Raw genomic sequence first — 20,437 nt, 5'->3', positions numbered from 1 at the left:
ATGTCGATCTGGCTCACAGTAACTCTAATCCTAGCGGTGCTATTGGCAATTGGCTTGTTTTTGGCGGCACAGTATCAAGCTCATCATGCAGATATATCCGCACAACGTCGCTTTTATGAGTTGCTTGAGCATAAGACAGTCGATCTGCCGATGGAAAAAGGCTGGGTAATAAATGTGGTACGCCGAATGGCACACAGCCGAGTCTTGGCTTGGATGCCAAAAATTGAGAAGCCAGAAACCATCCTGCTACTTAAACAGGCAGGTTGGTACACCCTGACAGGAAGAGCAATGTATTACATGTCCTGTTGGGTCGTGCCGGGCGTATTTGTATTGGTAACGATGGTTTATGTCTTAGCTAGTAGCAATTTTAGCAAAATGGCGATTGCACAGTTATTTATGGCTGGAGCATTCGGGTTTTTAATGCCTAAAAATATATTGCGACGATTTGCTAAAAGTCGCCGGGAAAAGTTATCTCGAGAAATGCCAACGGCAGTGCATCTGTTGAGAATGTTATTTGATGCAGGCCTATCGACCGAACATGCATTACGGGTATTAAATACAGAAGGCCGGCTACTGACGCCAGAGTTATCAAAAGAACTGACCGTCGCTCTGCGGCAAGTTGATGCTGGTCTTGACCCTGCTGATGCATTAAGTGAAATGGCGGCACCATTAGAAGTCAGTGAGCTTAACGACACGGTGGCAATTGTGAAGCAAGTCTCCAAACATGGCGGCAACATTAGAGAAACATTGGTTAAATTTGCGGCGCTGATGGAAGACAGACAACTGTCTGCACTGCGAGAGCAGGTCAATATCTTATCGGGGAAAATGTCTATCGTGATGATGGTTTTTTTATTTCCCGCATTACTGATTTTCTTGGCAGGTCCCGGCTTTATTGCTTTGGCCAAAGGTCTTACGGGAGCATTTTAATGTTGCGTTGGTTCATCATCAGCATCAGTTTTCTGCTTAGTGCTTGTGTGGCTGTGCAACCATCAAATAATGATGCGACAGCACAGCAAACACGTCAGGCCTGCGCCAAACCACCGGCAGGTGATACGGCGGTCAGACTCGATATGGTGCAGCAGCTCATGGATGATGGCCGTATGCATGCCGCGCTAGCCCATTTAGATGAGCTGGGCGGTGACAGCTTGTATGCAACGTATTTGCGAGCTGAAATTTTACGGCAATCAGAACGTGGCAATGAAGCTAAACCACTTTACCAACAACTCACCGAAAGTTGTTTGGCTGGACAAGGGCATCATGGATTAGGACTAATTGCCGGACGTAATGGCGAGAGTTCTGAAGCAAAGTCGCAACTCGCTAAAGCTGCCGAGCTATTGCCAGTGAATGGACGTATTCGCAATGACTATGGTTATGCATTACTTATCAATGGTGACTTTACTGCAGCTCGCCATGAGTTTTTAACGGCGATTGAATTAAGCGAAGCAAACCAACTTGCTGAGACCAATATGGTCATTTTGCTACTACTACAAGGTCAGCAGCAAAAAGCCGTGTCATTTGCAAATAAATTGAACATGGATGAGCAAACCTTTACTGAGCTCAAAGCTCAAGCCAACACACTCGCAAAACAAATACCCACGGGACAACCGTAAGGAGAGGGTTATGATGACAAAAACACTATTAACCGGTTTATGTCTGTTATTTAGCCTGTCAGTAAGCGCTGAAGGTGTTAATGACAAAGTGCCCAAAATGGGCGAACAAACCCGATACTGGCTGGAATGGCAAAGTAGTGGTGGGGCTGCTTCTAGCCAACCACAGCCAATGTCAGGTCCGGTTGCAGCTAAAGTTTATCAACGATATATAGACAGCTTTAGTTATCCTATCCCGGAATACATGGTTAGCGATGATGCCGATGCTTCTGTATTAGGTCAGTGAGTTTTTCTAGATGACTCATCTAAAACAACAGCGAGGGGCGTTAGGCATATTTACGATGCTGACACTGTTAATGGCAGTGTTATTTGCTGCTTTAGCTGTTGATACCGGTCGTTTATTAATGGAGCAACGCAGACTTCAGTCTGTAGCCGATATGGCGGCTTTAGATGCTGCTTCGGCGGCAGGAAGTTGCGGCTCGGGTAATTTGAGTGATGCTGAGTCAGTTGCGGCTGCCAGCGCGACCCGCAATAACCATAGTGGTTTACCTTTAGATGTCGATGTCGGCACGATTAGTGTTGGCGCCGGTGGCATTAGAGAGTTTTCAGCTACAGCAGCAACGCTTGCAACTGCTGTGAGCGTTACGGCAAGTAAAACGGTTCCTGCTAGTTTATTTGCTGGCGGCATGATCGGTACCAATACTACGTTAAATGCCAATGCAGTAGCTGAAAGGCAGGCGATAGCAGGCTTTTCGGCGGGTACAACGTTAGTGTCATTGTCGAATAGTGAGGCGGCGCTTTTAAATAATTTATTTACGGGTATCTTGGGAGCGCCAGTCGCACTGGATGTGCTGTCTTATCAAGGAATTGCTGCTACCCAATTATCTTTATTAGAGCTGGTAAATGCTTCTGCAGGTATTGGTAGTGTCAGTGAATTATTAGCTAGTGATTTAACCTTACTGCAGTTATTTAATCTCTACGCCGATGCTGTCTCGGCATCAGATGTTGCAGATGTTGCTGTTGCCAATGGTATGGATGCCTTGATCGCTGCAACAGTTGGAAGTTTAAATGCCAATGTTGGCGATATCTTGGATGTCACATCACAAAACCCAGAAGACGCAGCGAATGCCGAATTGAATTTGTTTGACTTGATTATGACGTCGGCGTTAGTTGCTAATGGCACGGCAGCAATTGACTTACCTTTGGCGGTGAATCTGCCTGCCGGGCTACTCAATACAACAACGCAATTAACCGTTACACAGGCTCCACAAATTGCGATTGGCCCTCCCGGGCGTGGAGAAGATGGCAATTGGCGTACGCAAATGCGGACATCACAAGTCGATTTGCAGACCAATTTACAGAGCAACATTAATTTAACGATACTGGGGCTGGCCGGTGTTAATGCTAATGTTGATTTGGCTTTGCAAGTGCAAGTTGCTCAGGGACAAGCCTGGTTACAAAGTATTCAATGTGCACGGGTAAACGACAATAACTCAGTTGTGACTATTGGGGCTCAACCGGGGGTGGCTGCGATCAATCTCGGCGAGGCATCAGATCCTGCGGCTACCAGTGCCAGTATTAGTGTTTCTGCGAATGTGCTGTTGTTGGGTAATGTACCAGTGGCAGATGTTGCAGTTGGCTTAAATGCACCATTGCAAAACCCGAGTTCTACCAGTTTAGAGTATTTGTATAATCCAAATAATGGCAATGTGTTACCTCAAGTACAAACAGCAACGACAGCGCCCGGACTTGCGATATCAAATATTCCACAAAACTTAACGGTACAAGTATCACCACTAGGCTTACCTATTGATCTAGGCGGACTTGGTGATGCTATTGTTGGTCAGATTCTGACGCCATTGATTTCTGCATTAGGAACGACATTGATTGACCCGCTGTTGTCACTGCTGGGTATAGAAATCGGCTCTATGGATGTTCGGTTGGTTAGCGTTGATATTCAACGCCCAGAAATGAAACGTTAAAGCTTAATGGTCAGGGCGATGCCAAGAGACTTGGTTACGACCACCGCCTTTTGATGAATACAAAGCTTCATCTGCATATTTAAGGGGATTGACGGTCTCTGTCGAATCACTAGCAAATACGGTCGTACCGCCAACACTAATCGTGACGTATCCAAAGCCCGACTTAACATGCTCAATTTTTAGTGATTCAACTTTAGCGCGCATGCGTTCTGCTAATTGATAAGCATCATCACGCGTGGTTTGGTTTAACAAAATAACAAACTCTTCACCACCATAACGCGCGACTAAATCTGTTGCACGACGTGCCGTTTCGGCAAGTGCCTTGGCCACTTGTGCTAAACATTTATCGCCAGCTTGATGGCCATAATGATCATTAAACAGCTTGAAGTGGTCGATATCGACCATGATTAATGAGACAGGAATGCCTGAACGACGTGATTGTGCCCAGACTTGCTCAAAGGTCATATCAAAGCGACGACGATTGGCTATACCGGTCAGCTTGTCTTCACCGGCAGCATTTTCAAGACCAAAACGTGCCAGTAAGTCATCCATTAAGTCACGACGACGTTGCAACGCGGAGTAATAAAGAATAATTACCATAATCGCGATTGCCGGAATGATTTCCCAGCCGGGATCACCATCAGTCAACGCCAACATCAACATAAGCGGAATGGTCAGTCCTGCTAAAAAAGCCGCATAAACATTGGGAAAAGCACTGAGTTTTAACAGTTCGCTGGCGGCTACGGCACTAAGCATCAAAATCACAAATAGGCGGGTTTCAAAGCTGAGCTCAGGTAACAGGAGTGCGGTTAAACCAAAACTTAAACCAGCAGCCAATGACGCAGAGGTAAATTGGCTCAAGCTTTGTGGTTTAACAGTGGTAACAATTTGTTTGTTGTAGTGACGGCTAACCAGCCATTGCCAGATGCCGCCTGAAAACACCATGACAATCCAAAAAGCGAATTCGCCATGGGGAAGCTGTGGCCAAAGGTAAATGGCCATTAAGCCGGCGAAAACAGCATGGTGTATGAGCGATACCGTGGGGTGTCGGTGCAGTTCACGAAATAAATGGCTAGACAACTGATGCGGGTCAATCAAACGCTTATCCCTCGTTCGTTTTTATTTTTATCCGACACATCGCTGTGCAGACATCCTTTGCCCGTGCGATTTGAAAAGCACTTCTTGCATTCTGTCAGTAGTCTGGCGGTTAGGCAACCTATTACGTGTGTACATTTTGCTGGTATGCGAGCAAAATTTTGCTTAGTGTGATTGCCCAACGTTAGATTAACGTCTATCTTAAGCATGCTTAGTGTTAAGAGATTGATATGACCTATTGTTTAGCCATTTCCCTTGATGATGGTGTTGTTTTGACATCAGACTCCCGAACCAATGCCGGGATTGATCAAGTTAGTACCTACAGTAAGATGTTTAATTTTGATACTGATGCTGATCGGGCATTGGTGCTTTGTAGTGCAGGAAATTTGGCAACGACACAGTTTGTCGTTGAGCAATTAAAGCGCGATATTCGTGAAGGTCAGCCTCGAAACCTGAATACGCTCAGTTATATGTCAGATACTGCTGACTATGTCGGTGAAATCTTAAGTAGCCGTATACGACGCTATTCTGAAAATGAAGCCAGTGGTTTTGCACCTGAGGCCACCCTATTACTCGCAGGCCAAATCCAAGGTGGCCCGCCGCAAACTTTTTTGATTTACCCGCAGGGAAATCACATCACCACATCTAAAGAAACACCTTATTTACAAATCGGTGAAAGTAAATACGGTAAGCCGGTATTGGATAGGTTTATCAAGCCTGACACCACCTTGTTAGATGCGGCGACTTGCTCATTAATCTCGATGGACTCAACGATGCAAAGTAATGTCAGTGTTGGACCACCGATAGAAGTGCTGATTTATCGTAAAGACAGCTTTGACTTAAGTAATCGCTACCGTTTTCACTCGGAGCACCCTTATTTACTTGAGCTACGTAAAGCGTGGGGTGATAAGTTGCGACAAGCGTTTTCGGAAATGCCTCGCTTCAGTGAACAGTAGCCCAGTTACGTACTAGGTTATCAATAAACTGCAGTTTCTTTTCAACTGCTGGAGTCACCACAAAAGGGTAAGCATCCGCATTACCAATACTGCGGTTTAGCGCATTCAGAACCAGCACCAGTTGTAACCACTCCGATAGCCAAGTCGAGAATGGTACTTCCTTATCGGGGGCATTAATGACCTGAAAGGCAAGTGCCGTTTCTAGGGTTTCATGCATCAACAGGTAGTGAGCCCACGTTTCCGCCCAGTCTTCTAAAGGATGCGCACTGGCATAAGCCGAAATATAATTTTCCTGCCAGTTCTGTTCGGGACCATCACGGTAATAGTCTTCTAAAGCTTTGGCATAATCGGTTTCGGGATTACCAAATAATGAGGAGAAAGCTGACGCTAACTCAGGATCGGTAATTTGTTGCCAGTAATAGTGACCAATTTCATGGCGGAAATGGCCCAGTAGCGTTCGGTATGGTTCATTCATTGCTTCGCGAGTGGCTTCGCGGTAACTACTATCAGCTTCAGCAGCATTAATAGTGATAACACCACCAGCATGACCACTAAGAACCTGTTCAATTGCTACATTGGCATTGCTTCGTTGGTCTTCCAAAAAATCGAAATTTAGCGGGTGGTTTGCTAGTTCAATAGGTAAGCCCAAATCTAGTAAGCCATAAATCATCCGTCGTTTGGCTTTTTCCAACACCTGCCAACGGGTTTGATTTTGGGGAGTATCTTGGCTTGGGATCATTCTTGTTAAACGACAAGAAATACATTGCTGATGGTCATCATCTTCAGCAATTAGCCAATTGCAGCCGACAGGTTGCTCATGTAACTGACAACGACGAAATCGTTGGCCAGAAAAAGACAGCACATTTTGGCTACCTTCCTCGGCTGTTACACCAATCACCATCATGGTTTGCGGGTCAAACCCCAAGTTGATACCGCAATGATTGCAATGACTGTTATCAAAAAATAATTCTTGGCCACATTGGCAGTAAAAACGCTTCATGCTAAGGAATGGTCAGGATAAAACCATTGATTGCCAATTTGATTATTTAAATTACCGAGCGCGATTTGCAATGCGTCCATTTGACGATGAATAGCCTCAGCCGGCACTTCGTTGTGGTTAGTATCAAGTACGGTGTGCAAGATTTCTTTTTGGGTTGCGAGTAATTTGTCTGCATTGGGTAGCGGGCTCAAATATCGACCAATCGCACTCAGTGAGAAAAACAGTGACCGCGGAAACGCAGTATCGCGAATCAAATAACCTAAAACTGGTGATGCTGATACGGTGGAGCCATTTACTCGGGTATACATTTGCTGAGCACTTAAAGCGCGCAGTAAATGTGTCCAAAGCAAGCCATCATAGGCTCGCACTGAGTCACTGCGGTTCTCTTTTAACAGTAAAGAAGCCATTTCTAGTATTCGGCTGGTCATATCGGCGCGTTCGAGGTGTTTGGCGGTTTGCAGGAAGTAATAAGCATTATTACGGCTCATATGGTTGGTGAAAATACCCCAAATCGTCTGACATCTCTCCATGATCGCCACCAAAAGATTTTGACGGCGTCGACGATTACTTAATGCGGAAAACTCTTCTTTGACCAACAAATACAGTTCGTTGACTTGCTCCCAGGTTTCTTCTGGCAAGATATCTAAAGACGTACGTGCATTTTCACGTAAAGACCTTAGGGAATGAATGAGAGCCATTGGGTTATCGGTATCAGCCAGCAAAAAATGCATCACATTTTGCTCAGTGATTTGCTCATAACCAGCGTGATAAAACATATCGGCATCAAAAATACTGATCAGCGTAAACCAGTCAATTTCGGCTTCTCTGGGTAAATCCATTAACAAAGCGGTATGCACATTTATGAGTCGGGCTGTATTTTCGACTCGCTCAAGATAGCGTGCTAACCAATAAACACGTTCTGCAACTCGAGATAGCATTAGACTGCTCCTCCCAGTAATTCTTCATCGACGATCCAAGTGTCTTTGCTACCCCCACCTTGTGAGGAGTTCACCACTAAAGAGCCTTCAACGAGTGCGACACGAGTCAGGCCGCCTGGTGTCACATAATGCGATCCACCAGATAAAATAAATGGCCTTAAATCGACATGTCTCGGCGCAATTTTGTCATCACAACTGGTGGGTGAAACCGACAGTTTCAGTGTCGGTTGGGCAATGTAATTATTGGGGTTATTAATTAACAGCTCACGGAATTCGGCGATTTTCTCTTCACTGCTATGTGGGCCAACTAACATGCCGTAACCACCCGATTCATTAGCGGGTTTGACCACTAAGTCAGGTAAGTTTTTTAAAACATGAGCTAGCTGCTCAGGATCACGACATAACCAGGTGGGTACATTAGGCAGAATAGGCTCTTCGTTTAAATAATAACGAATCATTTCTGGTACATAGGCGTAAATAACTTTGTCGTCTGCGACGCCACAACCCGGTGCATTGGCAATCGCAACTTTGCCATCCCGCCATGCCTGCATAATCCCTGGCACACCCAGCGCAGAATCTTCACGAAATACCAGTGGATCAATAAAGTCGTCATCAATTCGGCGGTAAATGACATCAACACGCTCTAGGCCGTGAATGGTCTTCATATAGACATAACCATCTTTTGCCACCACCAAATCTGCACCTTCAAGTAGCGTGAGCCCGGCTTGTTGCGCTAATGAGGCATGTTCAAAATAGGCAGAGTTATAGATGCCGGGGGTTAATAACACCATGGTGGGGTTTTCAATATCTGGCTGTAACGAAGCCAGCATCGCTGCAAGGTGCGCCGGATAATCATTTACCGGGCTAATATTTAACAGTTTGAATAATTCTGGCAGTACACGTTTGGTGGTTTTGCGGTTCTCAAGCATGTAGGCGACGCCAGACGGTACGCGAAGGTTGTCTTCTAATACGTACATGGTGCCCTGATCGTCTCTCACCAGATCTGAGCCACAGACGTGTGCCCAAACACCGTGTGCGGGTTGCATACCTTTGCACTCAGGACGATAACCTTTGGATTGAAAGACGACATCTTCTGGAATGAGACCATCACGAATGATATTGCCATCGTTATAAATGTCGTTAATGAACTGATTTAAGGCGCGGATACGTTGTATCAGCCCTCTTTCGGTGCAATCCCATTCACGTTTAGGAATAACGCGAGGAATAATATCGAAAGGCCAAGCGCGGTCGATGTTACCGGCATCGGAGTAAACCGTGAAGGTAACACCACGCTCTAGGATTTCTGCTTCAGACTCTGTAACGCGTTGATTAAAAGCCTCATTTTTCATCGACTTGAGATGATCTAACAGTCGATAACTAAAGCTTCTAGGTTGATGGGCATCCACCATCAACTCATCGTAGAATTCTTTCGGGTCGTAATTCCGCCACAGATGCTTCATCAGCAGACTCCTTTTATGACATCAGCATAGTTAGCATTACTAGCAAGTGTCATGCCCTAACGCAGAGCGGCGTGGAGTCTGCTGGTTGGGTTTAAGCTTTAATCGCCATCAAGACTTCACCTGGTGTGACACGGTCACCTTTTTCAACAGCAACTGATTCCAAAGTACCATCGATTTTGGCCAATAGCTCGGTTTCCATTTTCATAGCTTCGACAACCATAAGTGCCTGACCACTAGTCACCTTATCACCTACATTCACCAAGACTTCAACCACATTGCCCGGTAACGGTGTTGTGACATGACCTGGTTCACTGGCTTTTTGACGACCGCCGCTACCTTCGCTGACATACTCATTGAGTGCTTCAAAAGTAACTTCTTCTGGCATGCCATCAAGTGAGATATAGACTTTACGTTTACCACCGCCAACATCACCGACACCGGTAATGGCGATTTCGTAGGTTTCACCATGCACATCAACTTTAAACTCAGTCGCCACACTTTCGACAGCACGGTTTTGTGCTTCAGCTGGTAATAAGGCTTCTGGTTTTAATGTGCCGTCAGCACGTTGTTGCAAGAATTCGCGGCCAAGATCCGGGAACATTGCATAAGTGAGGACATCTTCTTCACTTTTCGCTAACTCACCAATTTCGCCACGTAACTTATCTAGCTCAGGTTTAAGCAAATCGGCTGGACGGCAATCCATGATTTCACCGTTACCAATCGCACGTTTTTGCAGTTTGGTATCAACAGGTGCTGGCGGTTGGCCATAACCACCAGATAAGTAGCGTTTTACTTCATTGGTGATGGTTTTATAACGCTCACCAGCGAGTACGTTGTAGACAGCTTGAGTACCGACAATTTGCGAAGTTGGTGTAACCAGTGGTGGATAACCCAGATCTTTACGAACACGTGGGATCTCTTCAAATACATCACGAATACGATCCAAAGCATTTTGTTCTTTCAGCTGGTTAGCCAAGTTTGACATCATACCGCCTGGCACTTGGCTTACTTGCACCATGACATCTTCGCGGGTGAACTCGCTTTCAAATTGCTGGTATTTTTTGCGAACGTCGCGGAAATAGTCAGAAATTTCGGTTAACAGGTGTAAATCTAAACCGGTATCCCAATCTGTGTCGCGAAGTGCAGCAACCTGTGCTTCTGTTGCAGGGTGACTTGTGCCGCTGGCAAATGAAGAAATGGCGGTATCAATACGATCCGCACCCGCTTCAATCGCTTTTAGCTGACATTGTGCCGCCAAGCCCGAGGTCGAGTGGCTATGAATGACCAGTGGTAAATCAACGGCAGATTTAATTGCTTTAACCAATTCGTAAGTTGGGTATGGAGCTAATAGACCAGCCATATCTTTAATGGCAATCGAATCTGCACCCATATCACGCAACGCTTCAGCTTGCTTTACAAACAACTCTGGCGTGTGGACTGGGCTTGTGGTGTAGCTAATAGTGCCTTGAGCATGTTTGCCACTGTCTTTGACAGCGCGCATTGCTGTTTCAAGGTTACGTAAATCATTTAAGGCATCAAACACGCGGAATACATCGATACCGTTGCTGGCTGCTTTTTCGACAAAAGCTTTCACAACATCATCAGCATAATGACGGTAACCCAGCAGGTTTTGACCGCGTAACAACATTTGTAAACGCGTGTTTGGCAGTGCTTTACGTAAGTCACGTAGACGTTGCCATGGATCTTCTTTCAAGAAACGGACGCAGGCATCAAATGTGGCGCCGCCCCAAACTTCTAAAGACCAGTAGCCAACTTGATCTAATTTTTCACATATCGGCAACATGTCCTCTGTGCGCATGCGCGTGGCGATCAGTGACTGATGGGCATCACGCAAAATAACATCGGTTACTTCAATTTTCTTCATTGCAAAATCTCCTGCGTAATAGTCAGTCTACCAACCAGCGTGGGCGGCAAGGGCGGTGGCAATTGCCAGCGCAACGGCGCTGGGGTGGCGTTTTTCAGAATAATTCAGCAGCTCAGGATGGCTAGGCACGAAGCTCGTATCAAAATGCCCATCCCGGAAATCTGGATGCTTCAAAATTTGTTGATAGTAGTTTGCGGTCGTTTTAATACCGTGCAGACGCATGTCGTCTAATGCACGTTGACCACGGTCGACAGCATCTTCCCAATTCAAAGCCCAAACGACGAGTTTGAGGCACATTGAGTCAAAGTGCGGTGGAATATCGTAACCAGTATAAATCGCAGTATCGATACGAACGCCTGGACCACCTGGCGCGTAGTAATGAGTGATACGACCAAAGCTTGGTAGGAAATCATTCTTAGGATCTTCTGCATTGATACGGAATTGCAAAGCAAAGCCACGATATTGAATATCTTGTTGGCGATAATTAAGCGTTAATCCGCTGGCAATACGTAATTGTTCACGAACGATATCAACGCCCGTGATTTGCTCGGTAATGGTGTGCTCAACCTGAATACGTGTATTCATTTCCATGAAATACACTTCATTACCCGTGAGCAAAAACTCAACAGTACCAGCGTTTTCGTATCCAACTGCTTTAGCTGCTTTAACAGCAAGCTCACCGATGTAGTCACGTTGCTCTGGTGTTAACTGTGGACTTGGTGCGATCTCAATCAGCTTTTGATTACGACGTTGGATTGAGCAATCGCGTTCGTATAAATGGATAACGTTACCGTGGCTATCGGCCAAAATTTGGACTTCGATATGGCGTGGGTTAACGATACATTTTTCGAGGAAAACTTCAGCGCTACCAAAGGCTTTGGTGGCTTCAGAAATAACGCGAGGATATTGTTGACGTAATTCAGCGGCAGAATCACATCGGCGAATACCTCGACCACCGCCACCTGAAGTCGCTTTGATCATCACCGGGTAACCAATTTCTTCAGCCAGTGATAAGGCGTCATCTAAATCTTCAAGATTACCTTCTGAGCCTGGGGTAATCGGTACGCCTGCTGCACGCATACTGTCACGTGCCGCCGTTTTGTCACCCATTTGCTGGATAACCGTTGATTTAGGGCCAATGAAAGTAATGCCGTATTGTTCACATAGCTCAGCAAACTTGGCGTTTTCAGATAAAAAACCATAGCCCGGGTGGATGGCATCACAACCGGTTTGTAAGGCTAAGTTTACGATACGAAGGGGATCTAAATAGCCAGCAACCGGGTCATCACCGAGTGAATGTGCTTCATCAGCGCGTTTTACGTGCAAGCTATATTTATCCGCCTCGGTGTAAACCGCCACTGAGCGAATGCCCATTTCGGCGCAGGCGCGAACAATACGCACTGCAATTTCACCGCGGTTGGCAATCATCACTTTTTTTAGCATAGCGATCTCCCAATTAGATGAATGCAGCTTAAAGCAGGGCTTGTATAATTAAAAATTGATATAATTTTTATCACTGATAAGTAATTGGTTATTGATGGCTGGTATTGCCTTATGTCACTTAGTTTTCAACAGTTATTAAATCGTCTGTCATTTCGACAGTTACAAGTTTTCCAAGCGGTATATGAACATCAAGGCTATCGAAAGGCGGCGGAGGTTTTAGGGTTAACTCAGCCTGCGGTGAGCTCACAAATCCGTAAACTTGAAGAGGCTATCGAAGCGCCGTTATTCGAATACATCGGCCGTACGCTTTATTGCACACCTGCCGGCGAGCATCTGGCATTAAGCATTAATAAAATGTTTGGTCAGCTGCAGGATTTGCAAAGTGAGCTACATGCCTTGAAAGGCCAGCTTTCCGGTGAATTACGGCTGTGCTTGGTGAATACCGCACAATACGTTGTACCCACGTTACTGAAAGCTTTCCTTAAAGACTATCCCGCCGTTAAAGTCTCACTTAGCGTCGTTAATCGATCTGGTGCAGTTGAGCGTTTAGCCAATAATAGTGACGATTTGGTGATTATGGGCTTGGTGCCATCTGACAGACCGCTCAGTATTTTGCCTTTCCTTGACAATGAACTGATTCCGGTTATGGCGGCTGATTTTAAGCTGGTAGGTAAAGGCAGTATGACCTTACAGCGGTTCTTGCAGCAGCCGCTTTTGTTACGAGAGGCGGGTTCAGGCAGTCGATTAGCTTTAGAGCAATATTGCCAGCAGCAGCATTTAACGGCGCAAGCTTTTATGGAAATGGGCTCAATTGAAACGCTCAAACAAGGTGTGTTGGCAGGACTTGGCGCGGCTGTTGTGCCGAGGTTAAGCGTGCAGACTGAGCTTAAATTGGGCGTTATGAAAACAATCCCAATTAAAAACTTTTCCCTACGCAGAAGTTGGTGTTTGGTGTATCCCAAAGGCAAGCACTTGAGTCCTGCCGCGCAGGCATTTGCTGAGTATATTCAGACCAATTTAGCAACGATTAATAGCTGGTTTAAGGAATCCTAAGGTTTAATTTTTGCCAGAATTACACTCATCAAATACTTGCTGTGCAAACTCACCAATGACACGGTATTTCGCTTCCAAACCGCTCTCAACAGGCGCTTGATACGCACGAAGTAATAGACCGCGGGTTTTATTACCCGAAGCTTCTTGCATCGCTTCTACAATTGGTAAATCTTGTTGGCGATAAGTCATAAAGGTGTTGGCTTTTTGCTGCCAAATCTCACAACTTTCTGGCTCAATCGCCATAGCCTTATTCGCCATTATTAATAAGCTGAATGCTAATAATATTCTTATGTTCATTTTAATTTCTCTCAGCAATTGACTGTTTAGAGCACGCAACCTTTGAAAAGATTCATTTGCTAAAGCTGGTTAATGCCAGTGATAAATTTTTTACTTTCTTAATTTGCTCTTAAGTTTTCATTTCTAACATTTGCCTCCATGAACCCTAGGAGGGAAATATGGAAGCAAGACTAATTGAAAGTAGGAAGTCGGCTCAGCAGCCGATTTGGCAGCAAAGACTGTTGTTAGCCCAGTCTCCGCTACAGTTAATCACGCCACAAACGCAAACTCGAGATGACGTTGAGACTTTCATTGCCGATAAGTTTTGGCAAAGTTATGGTGCGCAGCTCCAATACTTTTTCCCTTTTTTATTAGCCAGCGTTCAAGCAGAACAAGTGAATGCTGCTCTTGGGTTTCAGTTAGCGATTCAGCAACCCTTATTTCTTGAGCATTATCTTGAAAGCCCAGTTGAGCAAACACTTTCAACGATATATGGCCATGTCGATCGTGAAGATATTGTGGAGATCGGCAATCTGGCTGCGAGCTTCCAAGCGGGTAGTCCATTGTTGTTTGTCATTGTTGCGGCAATCTTGCAGCAAGCAGGATTTAAACAAGTGGTATTTACCGCGACATCACAAGTGCGCCGTTTATTGGAAAAGCTGCAATTAGAAACAACTGTGATTGGCGTTGCCGATCCAACAAAGCTGCCTGATAAAGGGGATGCATGGGGTGAGTATTACCAACATAAACCTATGATCTTGGCGGGGGATCTGAATTACGCCGTTGAGCATTTACGCTATCACCGCGTTATCAAGTCGGCCTGGGAACACCACGAAGACTTTATTCAATCAACAGCAGCGAGGATCCGTTTGTCATGACTACATTAATGATGACGCTCAATGCGATTGCTCGCAAATCACCAAACAAGGTGGCGGTCATTGGTAAACAGCACGTGTTGAGTTATGGCGAGTTAGTTAACGAAGTCGAAAAAGCTGCTTTTTTGCTACAGGATTACCGTGGCCAAGTCGTTGCATTACTTGCTGATAACAGTCCTGAGTGGTTAATCATAGATTTGGCTGCAAAGCAGGCAGGTGTGGTGTTATTACCGCTACCGGTGTATTTCACTGAGGCGCAAATTCAACATGCGATGCAGTCGGCAGCAGCCAGCGTGTTGATTTATCAAAAACAGTTTGAGCCTGTGAGTTGGTTAACAACCTCTTCAGTCGAAGCCAAGGTCTTTGGTGATTATCCATTGTGGTGGGTGCCTTGCCCAGTCTGGCCAGCGGCTTTGTTACCAGTCGGAACCGATAAAATCACTTTTACCTCGGGTTCAACGGGCACACCAAAAGGCGTTTGTTTAAGCCAAGATCAACAAGAGAATGTGGCGCAATCATTAATTTCTATGACCGGGCTGCATCAACCACGGCATTTAGCAGTCTTGCCCCTTAGCACGTTACTAGAAAATATCGCCGGTCTATACGCACCATTGCTGGCGGGGGGTGAAGTGGTGCTGATGCCAATTACTGAAAATGGTTATTTGGCAGGGCCACAGGCATTTATCCAAACCATTGATAAGGTCAGACCGAACACTTTAATTCTGGTGCCAGAATTATTGGGCTTGTTATTGAATGCGGTTCAATCTGGTTGGCAGCCACCTGCATCCCTGACATTTATCGCGGTGGGTGGTAGTCGTGTCTCAGCCGAACTCATTAATAAAACACGCGAGTTTGGTTTACCTGTTTATGAGGGATATGGGCTATCCGAGGCAAGCTCTGTTGTCAGTTTAAACAGTCTTCGTCATGACAAGCCGGGCACTGCAGGCAAAATTTTGCCTCACTTAAAAGTTACCCAAGAGGCTGGTGAAATCGTGGTTTATGGTAGCCAGTTCTTGGGCTATATCGGCGCTCCGGCTTTAAAAGGTCAAGCTTTGCATACAGGCGATATTGGTAAAGTCGATGAGGAAGGTTTTTTACATATCCAAGGTCGTAAAAAACAGTTGCTGATTTCCAGTTATGGACGAAATATCAGTCCAGAGTGGATTGAAAGCGAAGTCATGAGCCAACCCAATATTCAACAGTGTGTTGTTTTTGGGGATGCAAAACCTTTCTGCTCTGCGTTGATTTTCAGCACATTGTCAGACGCCGCTGTGCAACAACACCTTAATCGTATCAATCAACAATTACCCGATTACGCACGTATTTATCGTTGGTATCGCTTGCAACAGCCTTTGCGTGCAGAGCAAGGACTACTCACGGCAAATGGCCGACCAAAACGCCCTGCGATTTATCAAAAATACCAACACATTATCGAGAATTTTTATCAGGAGAACGACAATGACATTCTTTGCGACATTGCAAGCTGAGACTGGATTAGCACGGCAGCAATTACTTTCAGCGCCAATCATTACGCGAGCGCTTAAAGGTGATATTACTCGCGATGATTACATTGCGTTTTTAACGGAAGCCTACCACCACGTGAAACACACTGTGCCATTGTTGATGGCAGTGGGTGCTCGTTTACCAGAAAAATACGAGTGGTTACGTGAAGCCGTGGCTGAGTATATCGAGGAAGAGTTAGGTCATCAGGAGTGGATCCTCAACGATATTGCCGCTTGTAGTGCAGACAAAGAAGCTGTCCGTAATGGCCGGCCTTCATTAGAAACAGAACTGATGGTTGCATACGCCTATGACACAGTGGCCCGGGTTAACCCTTTAGGTTTCTTTGGCATGGTGCATGTCCTTGAGGGGACAAGCATCACCACTGCTGATGCCGCAGCGGAACATATCCAAAAAGCTCTGGGATTACCGAATCAGGCGTTTAGTTATTTGCGTTCACATGGTGCTTTAGACCAAGAACATGTGAAGTTTTTTGAAGATCTGATGAATCTCATTGATGATCCGGCAGATCAACAACAAATTTTGCACAGTGCTAAAGCTTTCTACCGTTTATATGGTGATATTTTCCGGAGCTTAACAGTCCATGAATATGCCGCTTAAATTAACCAATAAAGTTGCCGTTTTAACTGGCGCGACGGGGGGGCTTGGTCAGGCTATTGCCCAGGTTTTATCTGACGAAGGCATGGTGCTGGTGTTGGTTGGGCGCAATAGTCAAAAGCTAGCCATCTTGAATCAACTGTTGGGTGGTCAACATCATTACCTCACGATTGATTTACAAGAGTTACAAGATCGCCAATATCTAGCTGATTTTTGTCAGCAATTTAAAGGCGGTATTCAGCTACTGATCAATAATGCGGGCACCAGTGATTTTCGTTCACTGACCGATATGACCAGTGCTGAAGTGCAGACCATCTTACATACCAATCTGTTGATTCCGATTGAACTAAGCCGGTTGTTATTACCTCAGATGCAAGCCAAACCAACGGCACAAATCATCAATATTGGTTCTGCATTTGGCCGTTTGGGATTCCCAGGTTTTAGCGTCTATACCGCCAGCAAATTTGGCTTACGTGGTTTTTCTGAAGCATTACGTCGCGAGTTATCAGACAGTGACATCAAGGTGCGTTATTTCGCACCACGAGCCATCCAAACCGAGATGAATAGTGCCCGCGTGGTAGGGCTTAATTCAGCATTGGGGAATCATGCTGACGCGCCAGAATGTGTGGCAAAAAGTTTATTACGTTTTATCAAACATAGTGAGGCTGCAGAGCAATTTCTTGGTTGGCCAGAACGTTTTTTTGGCCGCTTAAACAGCTTTTGCAGCCGACTTGTTGATATGGGCCTAAAGGCCAAATTGCCGGTTATTAACCAGCATTTATCAGGAGAAAAACCATGAAAAATACATTTTTAGCTGCATTATCTGCAGCCGCAATGGTAACCAGTATGTCTCTTCAAGCTGTCACCCCAGCGGTGGCCAGCTTGCAAGAAAAGTGGGCCAAGGCCAATTATGAATTATCTGGCAAAGAGCAAAGCCAAGCATTTGAAACGTTGATTCATGATGCTGACCTTTCCGTTGCTGCTGATCCAATTCACGCTGAGCCATTGATTTGGCGGGGTATTATCAACTCAAGCTATGCTGGAATTAAAGGCGGAATGGGCGCATTATCATTAGCGAAAACTGCCAAAGCCGATCTTGAAAATGCGTTAGCTATTGATGAAACGGCTTTGAATGGATCTGCTTACACCACCTTGGGTACGTTGTATTACAAAGTCCCTGGTTGGCCTCTGGGATTTGGTGATGATGATAAAGCCGAAGCGTATTTGAAAAAAGCGCTGACCATGAATCCCAATGGCATTGATAGTAACTATTTTTATGCGTTGTATATGATGGATAAAAAAGACTATTCGGCAGCAGAAAAATATCTGCTCACAGCACAACAAGCGGCGCCACGACCAGATCGGCCACTTGCTGATATGGGGCGTCAGGCGGAAATTAGACAAGCGCTAGATCAAGTGCGTTATCAATTACGACAGGGAAAAAGTGCAAGTTTTACTCATTGAAGATGATATGTCTCTGGCGCAGGGCCTAATAAGGTCACTGCGTCACGAGCTATTTACCGTTAATCACGTAAGCCTAGGGCAGCAGGCGCTGAGTACCCTAAAAATTGAAGCACCTGACATGGTGATTCTTGATTTAGGCTTACCTGATATGGATGGCAAAACGGTGCTAAAAGCGTTGAGGCAAGCTTATCCAGCCCTGCCAGTTCTTTTGCTCACTGCTAGAAATAGTGTCGATGAGCGTGTCGAAGGCTTAGATGCGGGCGCTGATGACTATCTTGCAAAACCATTTGAGATGTCTGAGTTATTAGCGAGGCTGCGTGTTTTTGAGCGTCGATTAAGTAGTCAGCAACATGCTGGGCTAAGCATTGCTGGCGTGTCATTAAATGCCAAAACCCTACAAGTGATGGTGGGTGATGAGCCAATTGAACTCGCCCGACGTGAGTTTATGTTGCTCAAAGTACTAATGGAAAATGCCGGTCGAGTACAAACGCGCGACAGCCTTGAGTCTAAGCTTTACGGCTGGGGAGAAGAAGTCGCCAGTAACTCGATTGAAGTACACATTCACCATATTCGTAAGAAATTGCCGGATAACTTTATCCAGACGATCCGTGGTGTTGGCTACATGATCAAGGCGAAATGAAGTCAATTCGCGTTTATTTACTGCTGATGTTGTTAGCGACCCTGGCATTAGTGATGTTTATGTCACTGTTAAAGGGCTATCAATCGAGTTTAGATGTCGCGAATAAATTGTTTGATGAACGGCTGATGGCGACTGCCGAGCTTTTAGCCACATCAAATACCACCAATAGCCCCACCAAACCGCATGACAATCAACCTGCAGAGTATTTGTTTTTTCAGATTTGGGACGAAAATCTTCAACTTTTGACCCATTCTAAGCAAGCACCAACGGAAGCATTAAGTCCTTTTGAACAAGGCTTTTATGATGTGAATTTTGCCAGTTACCGTTGGCATAACTATGTGTTTTTTGATGACAGCTTGTCACGCTGGATCATAGTGGGTGAGCGAAGTGACGTTCGCCGTGCCATGGGTGAAAACATCGTTTTAGCGGCGGTATTTCCCTCGGTGGTGGGTATTTGTATTTCAGCGTTATTGATTTGGTGGTTGATTGGTAATGGTTTAAAACCACTCAAACAGTTGTCGCGCCAACTTGTTAACAAACAAGCGGATGACCTGACGCCCGTTAAGTTAGAAAAGTTACCTGTCGAATTGGACCAACTGGTGTCGATTATTAATCAGCTTTTCTGGCGTTTGGATCAAACCTTTCAGCGTGAGCAACGTTTTGCGGCTGATGCGGCACATGAGTTAAGAACACCAATTAGCGCTTTACAGGTGCACTTACATAATTTGCAGCTATCGGCTGATACTCACCAAGAAGACTGGCGTTTGATGGAACAATCGGTGGCTCGGATGGGGCATATGGTGAATCAGATCTTGATGCTTTATCGCACTTCACCTGAGCAAATTCATGCCAAAGCCGAAAAAATTGACCTGTTTAAACTCGCGCGTCGAATCATCGCTGATGAATTTCAGCAATTTGATAGCCGCCAGCAACAAGTTGGGCTACAAGGTGAAACAGCGCTGATTGAAGGCCACGACTTCGCGATGGAAACCTTGCTACAAAATTTATTGGCGAATGCCAGCAAGTACACGCCTGATGGTGGCCAAATTCAGGTTGATATTCACCCTGTGGCGAGTGGGGTGGTGCTCACGGTTGAAGATAGTGGCCCCGGGATTCCGGCTGAACAATATGCGCGTGTGTTTGATCGTTTTTACCGATTACAAAGTCAGCAGGCTTCAACTGAGGTGGTCGGCTGTGGGCTTGGGCTTGCGATTGTGAAGCATATTGTCGATATTCATAGAGCTGACATTAAGTTAGGTAAGTCTGAAACCCTTTCTGGCTTGAAAATCTCCATTCATTTTCCTGTGGCACTGTCGTCATGAAACCATTACTAACCTTGATGTTGCTGGCTTTGATGAGTCCTGCTTTTGCTGGGCCGCCAGTGATTGAGCTAAGGATAAAAGACCATTTATTTTTCCCTGATGAAGTGGTGATCCCGGCTGATACCAAAGTAAAGCTGTTGGTGATTAATGAAGATCCAACTGCCGAAGAGTTTGAAAGTTACGAGTTAAATAGAGAGAAGGTGATTCCTGGTAACGCTCAGGCGGTCATTTTTATTGGGCCATTGCCTGCAGGCAGTTACCCATTTTTTGGTGAGTTTTTCCCAAGCACGGCGCAAGGCCGTGTGGTCGCTAAGTAACGTCAA

General features: G+C 45.5%; 21 protein-coding genes. 14 read left to right on the top strand and 7 right to left on the bottom strand.

Going from position 1 to position 20,437, the window contains the following annotated elements; genetic code table 11:
* Genes OMP94_RS05060 through OMP94_RS05045 form a run of 4 tightly spaced genes read left to right on the top strand, consistent with a single transcriptional unit; the run spans position 1 to position 3,589 of the window.
* Positions 1–927 (top strand): type II secretion system F family protein, encoded by a 927-nt coding sequence (locus OMP94_RS05060; protein ID WP_266276767.1) that lies wholly within the window; start codon positions 1–3, stop codon positions 925–927.
* Positions 927–1,610 carry a hypothetical protein gene (locus OMP94_RS05055; RefSeq protein ID WP_266276765.1) on the top strand — a complete coding sequence of 228 codons (684 nt, stop codon included), beginning with the start codon at positions 927–929 and terminating at the stop codon, positions 1,608–1,610. Before OMP94_RS05060 ends, OMP94_RS05055 begins: the two co-directional genes overlap by 1 nt.
* Before the next feature lie 10 nt (positions 1,611–1,620).
* Positions 1,621–1,893: a DUF3613 domain-containing protein gene (locus OMP94_RS05050; protein ID WP_266276763.1), complete on the top strand. Its 273-nt coding sequence runs from the start codon at positions 1,621–1,623 to the stop codon at positions 1,891–1,893.
* Positions 1,894–1,903: 10 nt separating this feature from the next.
* A complete protein-coding gene (locus OMP94_RS05045) occupies positions 1,904–3,589 on the top strand; it encodes a pilus assembly protein TadG-related protein (protein ID WP_266276761.1) in 1,686 nt (561 codons plus the stop codon).
* A 3-nt stretch (positions 3,590–3,592) separates the two neighbouring features.
* Here the strand turns inward: OMP94_RS05045 and OMP94_RS05040 are convergent, their stop codons facing one another.
* Positions 3,593–4,687 carry a sensor domain-containing diguanylate cyclase gene (locus OMP94_RS05040; protein WP_266276759.1) on the bottom strand — a complete coding sequence of 365 codons (1,095 nt, stop codon included), beginning with the start codon at positions 4,685–4,687 and terminating at the stop codon, positions 3,593–3,595.
* 227 nt (positions 4,688–4,914) lie between these two features.
* On the opposite strand from OMP94_RS05040, the gene OMP94_RS05035 reads away from it, so the two are divergent.
* A complete protein-coding gene (locus OMP94_RS05035; protein WP_266276757.1) occupies positions 4,915–5,640 on the top strand; it encodes a proteasome-type protease in 726 nt (241 codons plus the stop codon).
* On the opposite strand, the gene OMP94_RS05030 is transcribed toward OMP94_RS05035, so the two are convergent.
* The 5 genes from OMP94_RS05030 to OMP94_RS05010 form a co-directional block, all read right to left on the bottom strand.
* On the bottom strand, positions 5,627–6,640 hold the full coding sequence (locus OMP94_RS05030) for a zinc-binding metallopeptidase family protein (protein WP_266276755.1): 1,014 nt from the start codon (positions 6,638–6,640) through the stop codon (positions 5,627–5,629). The two genes, OMP94_RS05035 and OMP94_RS05030, sit on opposite strands and share 14 nt — an antisense overlap.
* Positions 6,637–7,578 carry an alpha-E domain-containing protein gene (locus tag OMP94_RS05025; protein WP_266276753.1) on the bottom strand — a complete coding sequence of 314 codons (942 nt, stop codon included), beginning with the start codon at positions 7,576–7,578 and terminating at the stop codon, positions 6,637–6,639. The genes OMP94_RS05030 and OMP94_RS05025 overlap by 4 nt, the downstream gene beginning before the upstream one ends.
* Entirely contained in the window at positions 7,578–9,038 is a 1,461-nt protein-coding gene (locus tag OMP94_RS05020; RefSeq protein WP_266276751.1) for a circularly permuted type 2 ATP-grasp protein, read from the bottom strand. Before OMP94_RS05020 ends, OMP94_RS05025 begins: the two co-directional genes overlap by 1 nt.
* A 91-nt stretch (positions 9,039–9,129) precedes the next feature.
* A complete protein-coding gene (gene oadA / locus OMP94_RS05015) occupies positions 9,130–10,923 on the bottom strand; it encodes a sodium-extruding oxaloacetate decarboxylase subunit alpha (RefSeq protein WP_266276749.1) in 1,794 nt (597 codons plus the stop codon).
* Between the two features lie 27 nt (positions 10,924–10,950).
* Complete coding sequence (locus tag OMP94_RS05010; protein ID WP_266276747.1) at positions 10,951–12,366, bottom strand: acetyl-CoA carboxylase biotin carboxylase subunit; 1,416 nt, start codon at positions 12,364–12,366, stop codon at positions 10,951–10,953.
* 111 nt (positions 12,367–12,477) lie between these two features.
* On the opposite strand from OMP94_RS05010, the gene OMP94_RS05005 reads away from it, so the two are divergent.
* Positions 12,478–13,419 carry a LysR family transcriptional regulator gene (locus tag OMP94_RS05005; RefSeq protein ID WP_266276745.1) on the top strand — a complete coding sequence of 314 codons (942 nt, stop codon included), beginning with the start codon at positions 12,478–12,480 and terminating at the stop codon, positions 13,417–13,419.
* A 3-nt stretch (positions 13,420–13,422) separates the two neighbouring features.
* Here the strand turns inward: OMP94_RS05005 and OMP94_RS05000 are convergent, their stop codons facing one another.
* The gene (locus OMP94_RS05000; RefSeq protein ID WP_266276743.1) at positions 13,423–13,677 is read right to left on the bottom strand and encodes a hypothetical protein; all 255 of its coding nucleotides are present in this window, start codon (positions 13,675–13,677) and stop codon (positions 13,423–13,425) included.
* 197 nt (positions 13,678–13,874) lie between these two features.
* Here OMP94_RS05000 and OMP94_RS04995 point away from each other — a divergent pair, with 197 nt between their 5' ends.
* From OMP94_RS04995 to OMP94_RS04960, 8 genes are read left to right on the top strand one after another with little or no spacing between them, the layout of a single operon-like run.
* Complete coding sequence (locus OMP94_RS04995; protein ID WP_266276741.1) at positions 13,875–14,573, top strand: thermostable hemolysin; 699 nt, start codon at positions 13,875–13,877, stop codon at positions 14,571–14,573.
* Entirely contained in the window at positions 14,570–16,057 is a 1,488-nt protein-coding gene (locus OMP94_RS04990; RefSeq protein ID WP_266276739.1) for an AMP-binding protein, read from the top strand. The genes OMP94_RS04995 and OMP94_RS04990 overlap by 4 nt, the downstream gene beginning before the upstream one ends.
* Positions 16,029–16,691 carry a TenA family transcriptional regulator gene (locus OMP94_RS04985; protein ID WP_266276737.1) on the top strand — a complete coding sequence of 221 codons (663 nt, stop codon included), beginning with the start codon at positions 16,029–16,031 and terminating at the stop codon, positions 16,689–16,691. Before OMP94_RS04990 ends, OMP94_RS04985 begins: the two co-directional genes overlap by 29 nt.
* Complete coding sequence (locus tag OMP94_RS04980) at positions 16,675–17,487, top strand: SDR family oxidoreductase (protein WP_266276735.1); 813 nt, start codon at positions 16,675–16,677, stop codon at positions 17,485–17,487. The genes OMP94_RS04985 and OMP94_RS04980 overlap by 17 nt, the downstream gene beginning before the upstream one ends.
* A complete protein-coding gene (locus OMP94_RS04975) occupies positions 17,484–18,152 on the top strand; it encodes a tetratricopeptide repeat protein (protein WP_266276733.1) in 669 nt (222 codons plus the stop codon). Before OMP94_RS04980 ends, OMP94_RS04975 begins: the two co-directional genes overlap by 4 nt.
* On the top strand, positions 18,133–18,792 hold the full coding sequence (locus OMP94_RS04970) for a response regulator transcription factor (protein WP_266276731.1): 660 nt from the start codon (positions 18,133–18,135) through the stop codon (positions 18,790–18,792). Before OMP94_RS04975 ends, OMP94_RS04970 begins: the two co-directional genes overlap by 20 nt.
* Positions 18,789–20,114: an ATP-binding protein gene (locus tag OMP94_RS04965; protein WP_266276729.1), complete on the top strand. Its 1,326-nt coding sequence runs from the start codon at positions 18,789–18,791 to the stop codon at positions 20,112–20,114. The genes OMP94_RS04970 and OMP94_RS04965 overlap by 4 nt, the downstream gene beginning before the upstream one ends.
* On the top strand, positions 20,111–20,431 hold the full coding sequence (locus OMP94_RS04960) for a cupredoxin domain-containing protein (RefSeq protein ID WP_266276727.1): 321 nt from the start codon (positions 20,111–20,113) through the stop codon (positions 20,429–20,431). The genes OMP94_RS04965 and OMP94_RS04960 overlap by 4 nt, the downstream gene beginning before the upstream one ends.
* The last annotated feature ends 6 nt before the right edge of the window (positions 20,432–20,437 follow it).

It is taken from the genome of Methylophaga sp. OBS3, assembly GCF_026319325.1.
GTDB lineage: Bacteria > Pseudomonadota > Gammaproteobacteria > Nitrosococcales > Methylophagaceae > Methylophaga.
The sequence above is the reverse complement of the archived record's forward strand: the minus strand, read 5'-3'. Positions and strand labels throughout refer to the sequence as shown.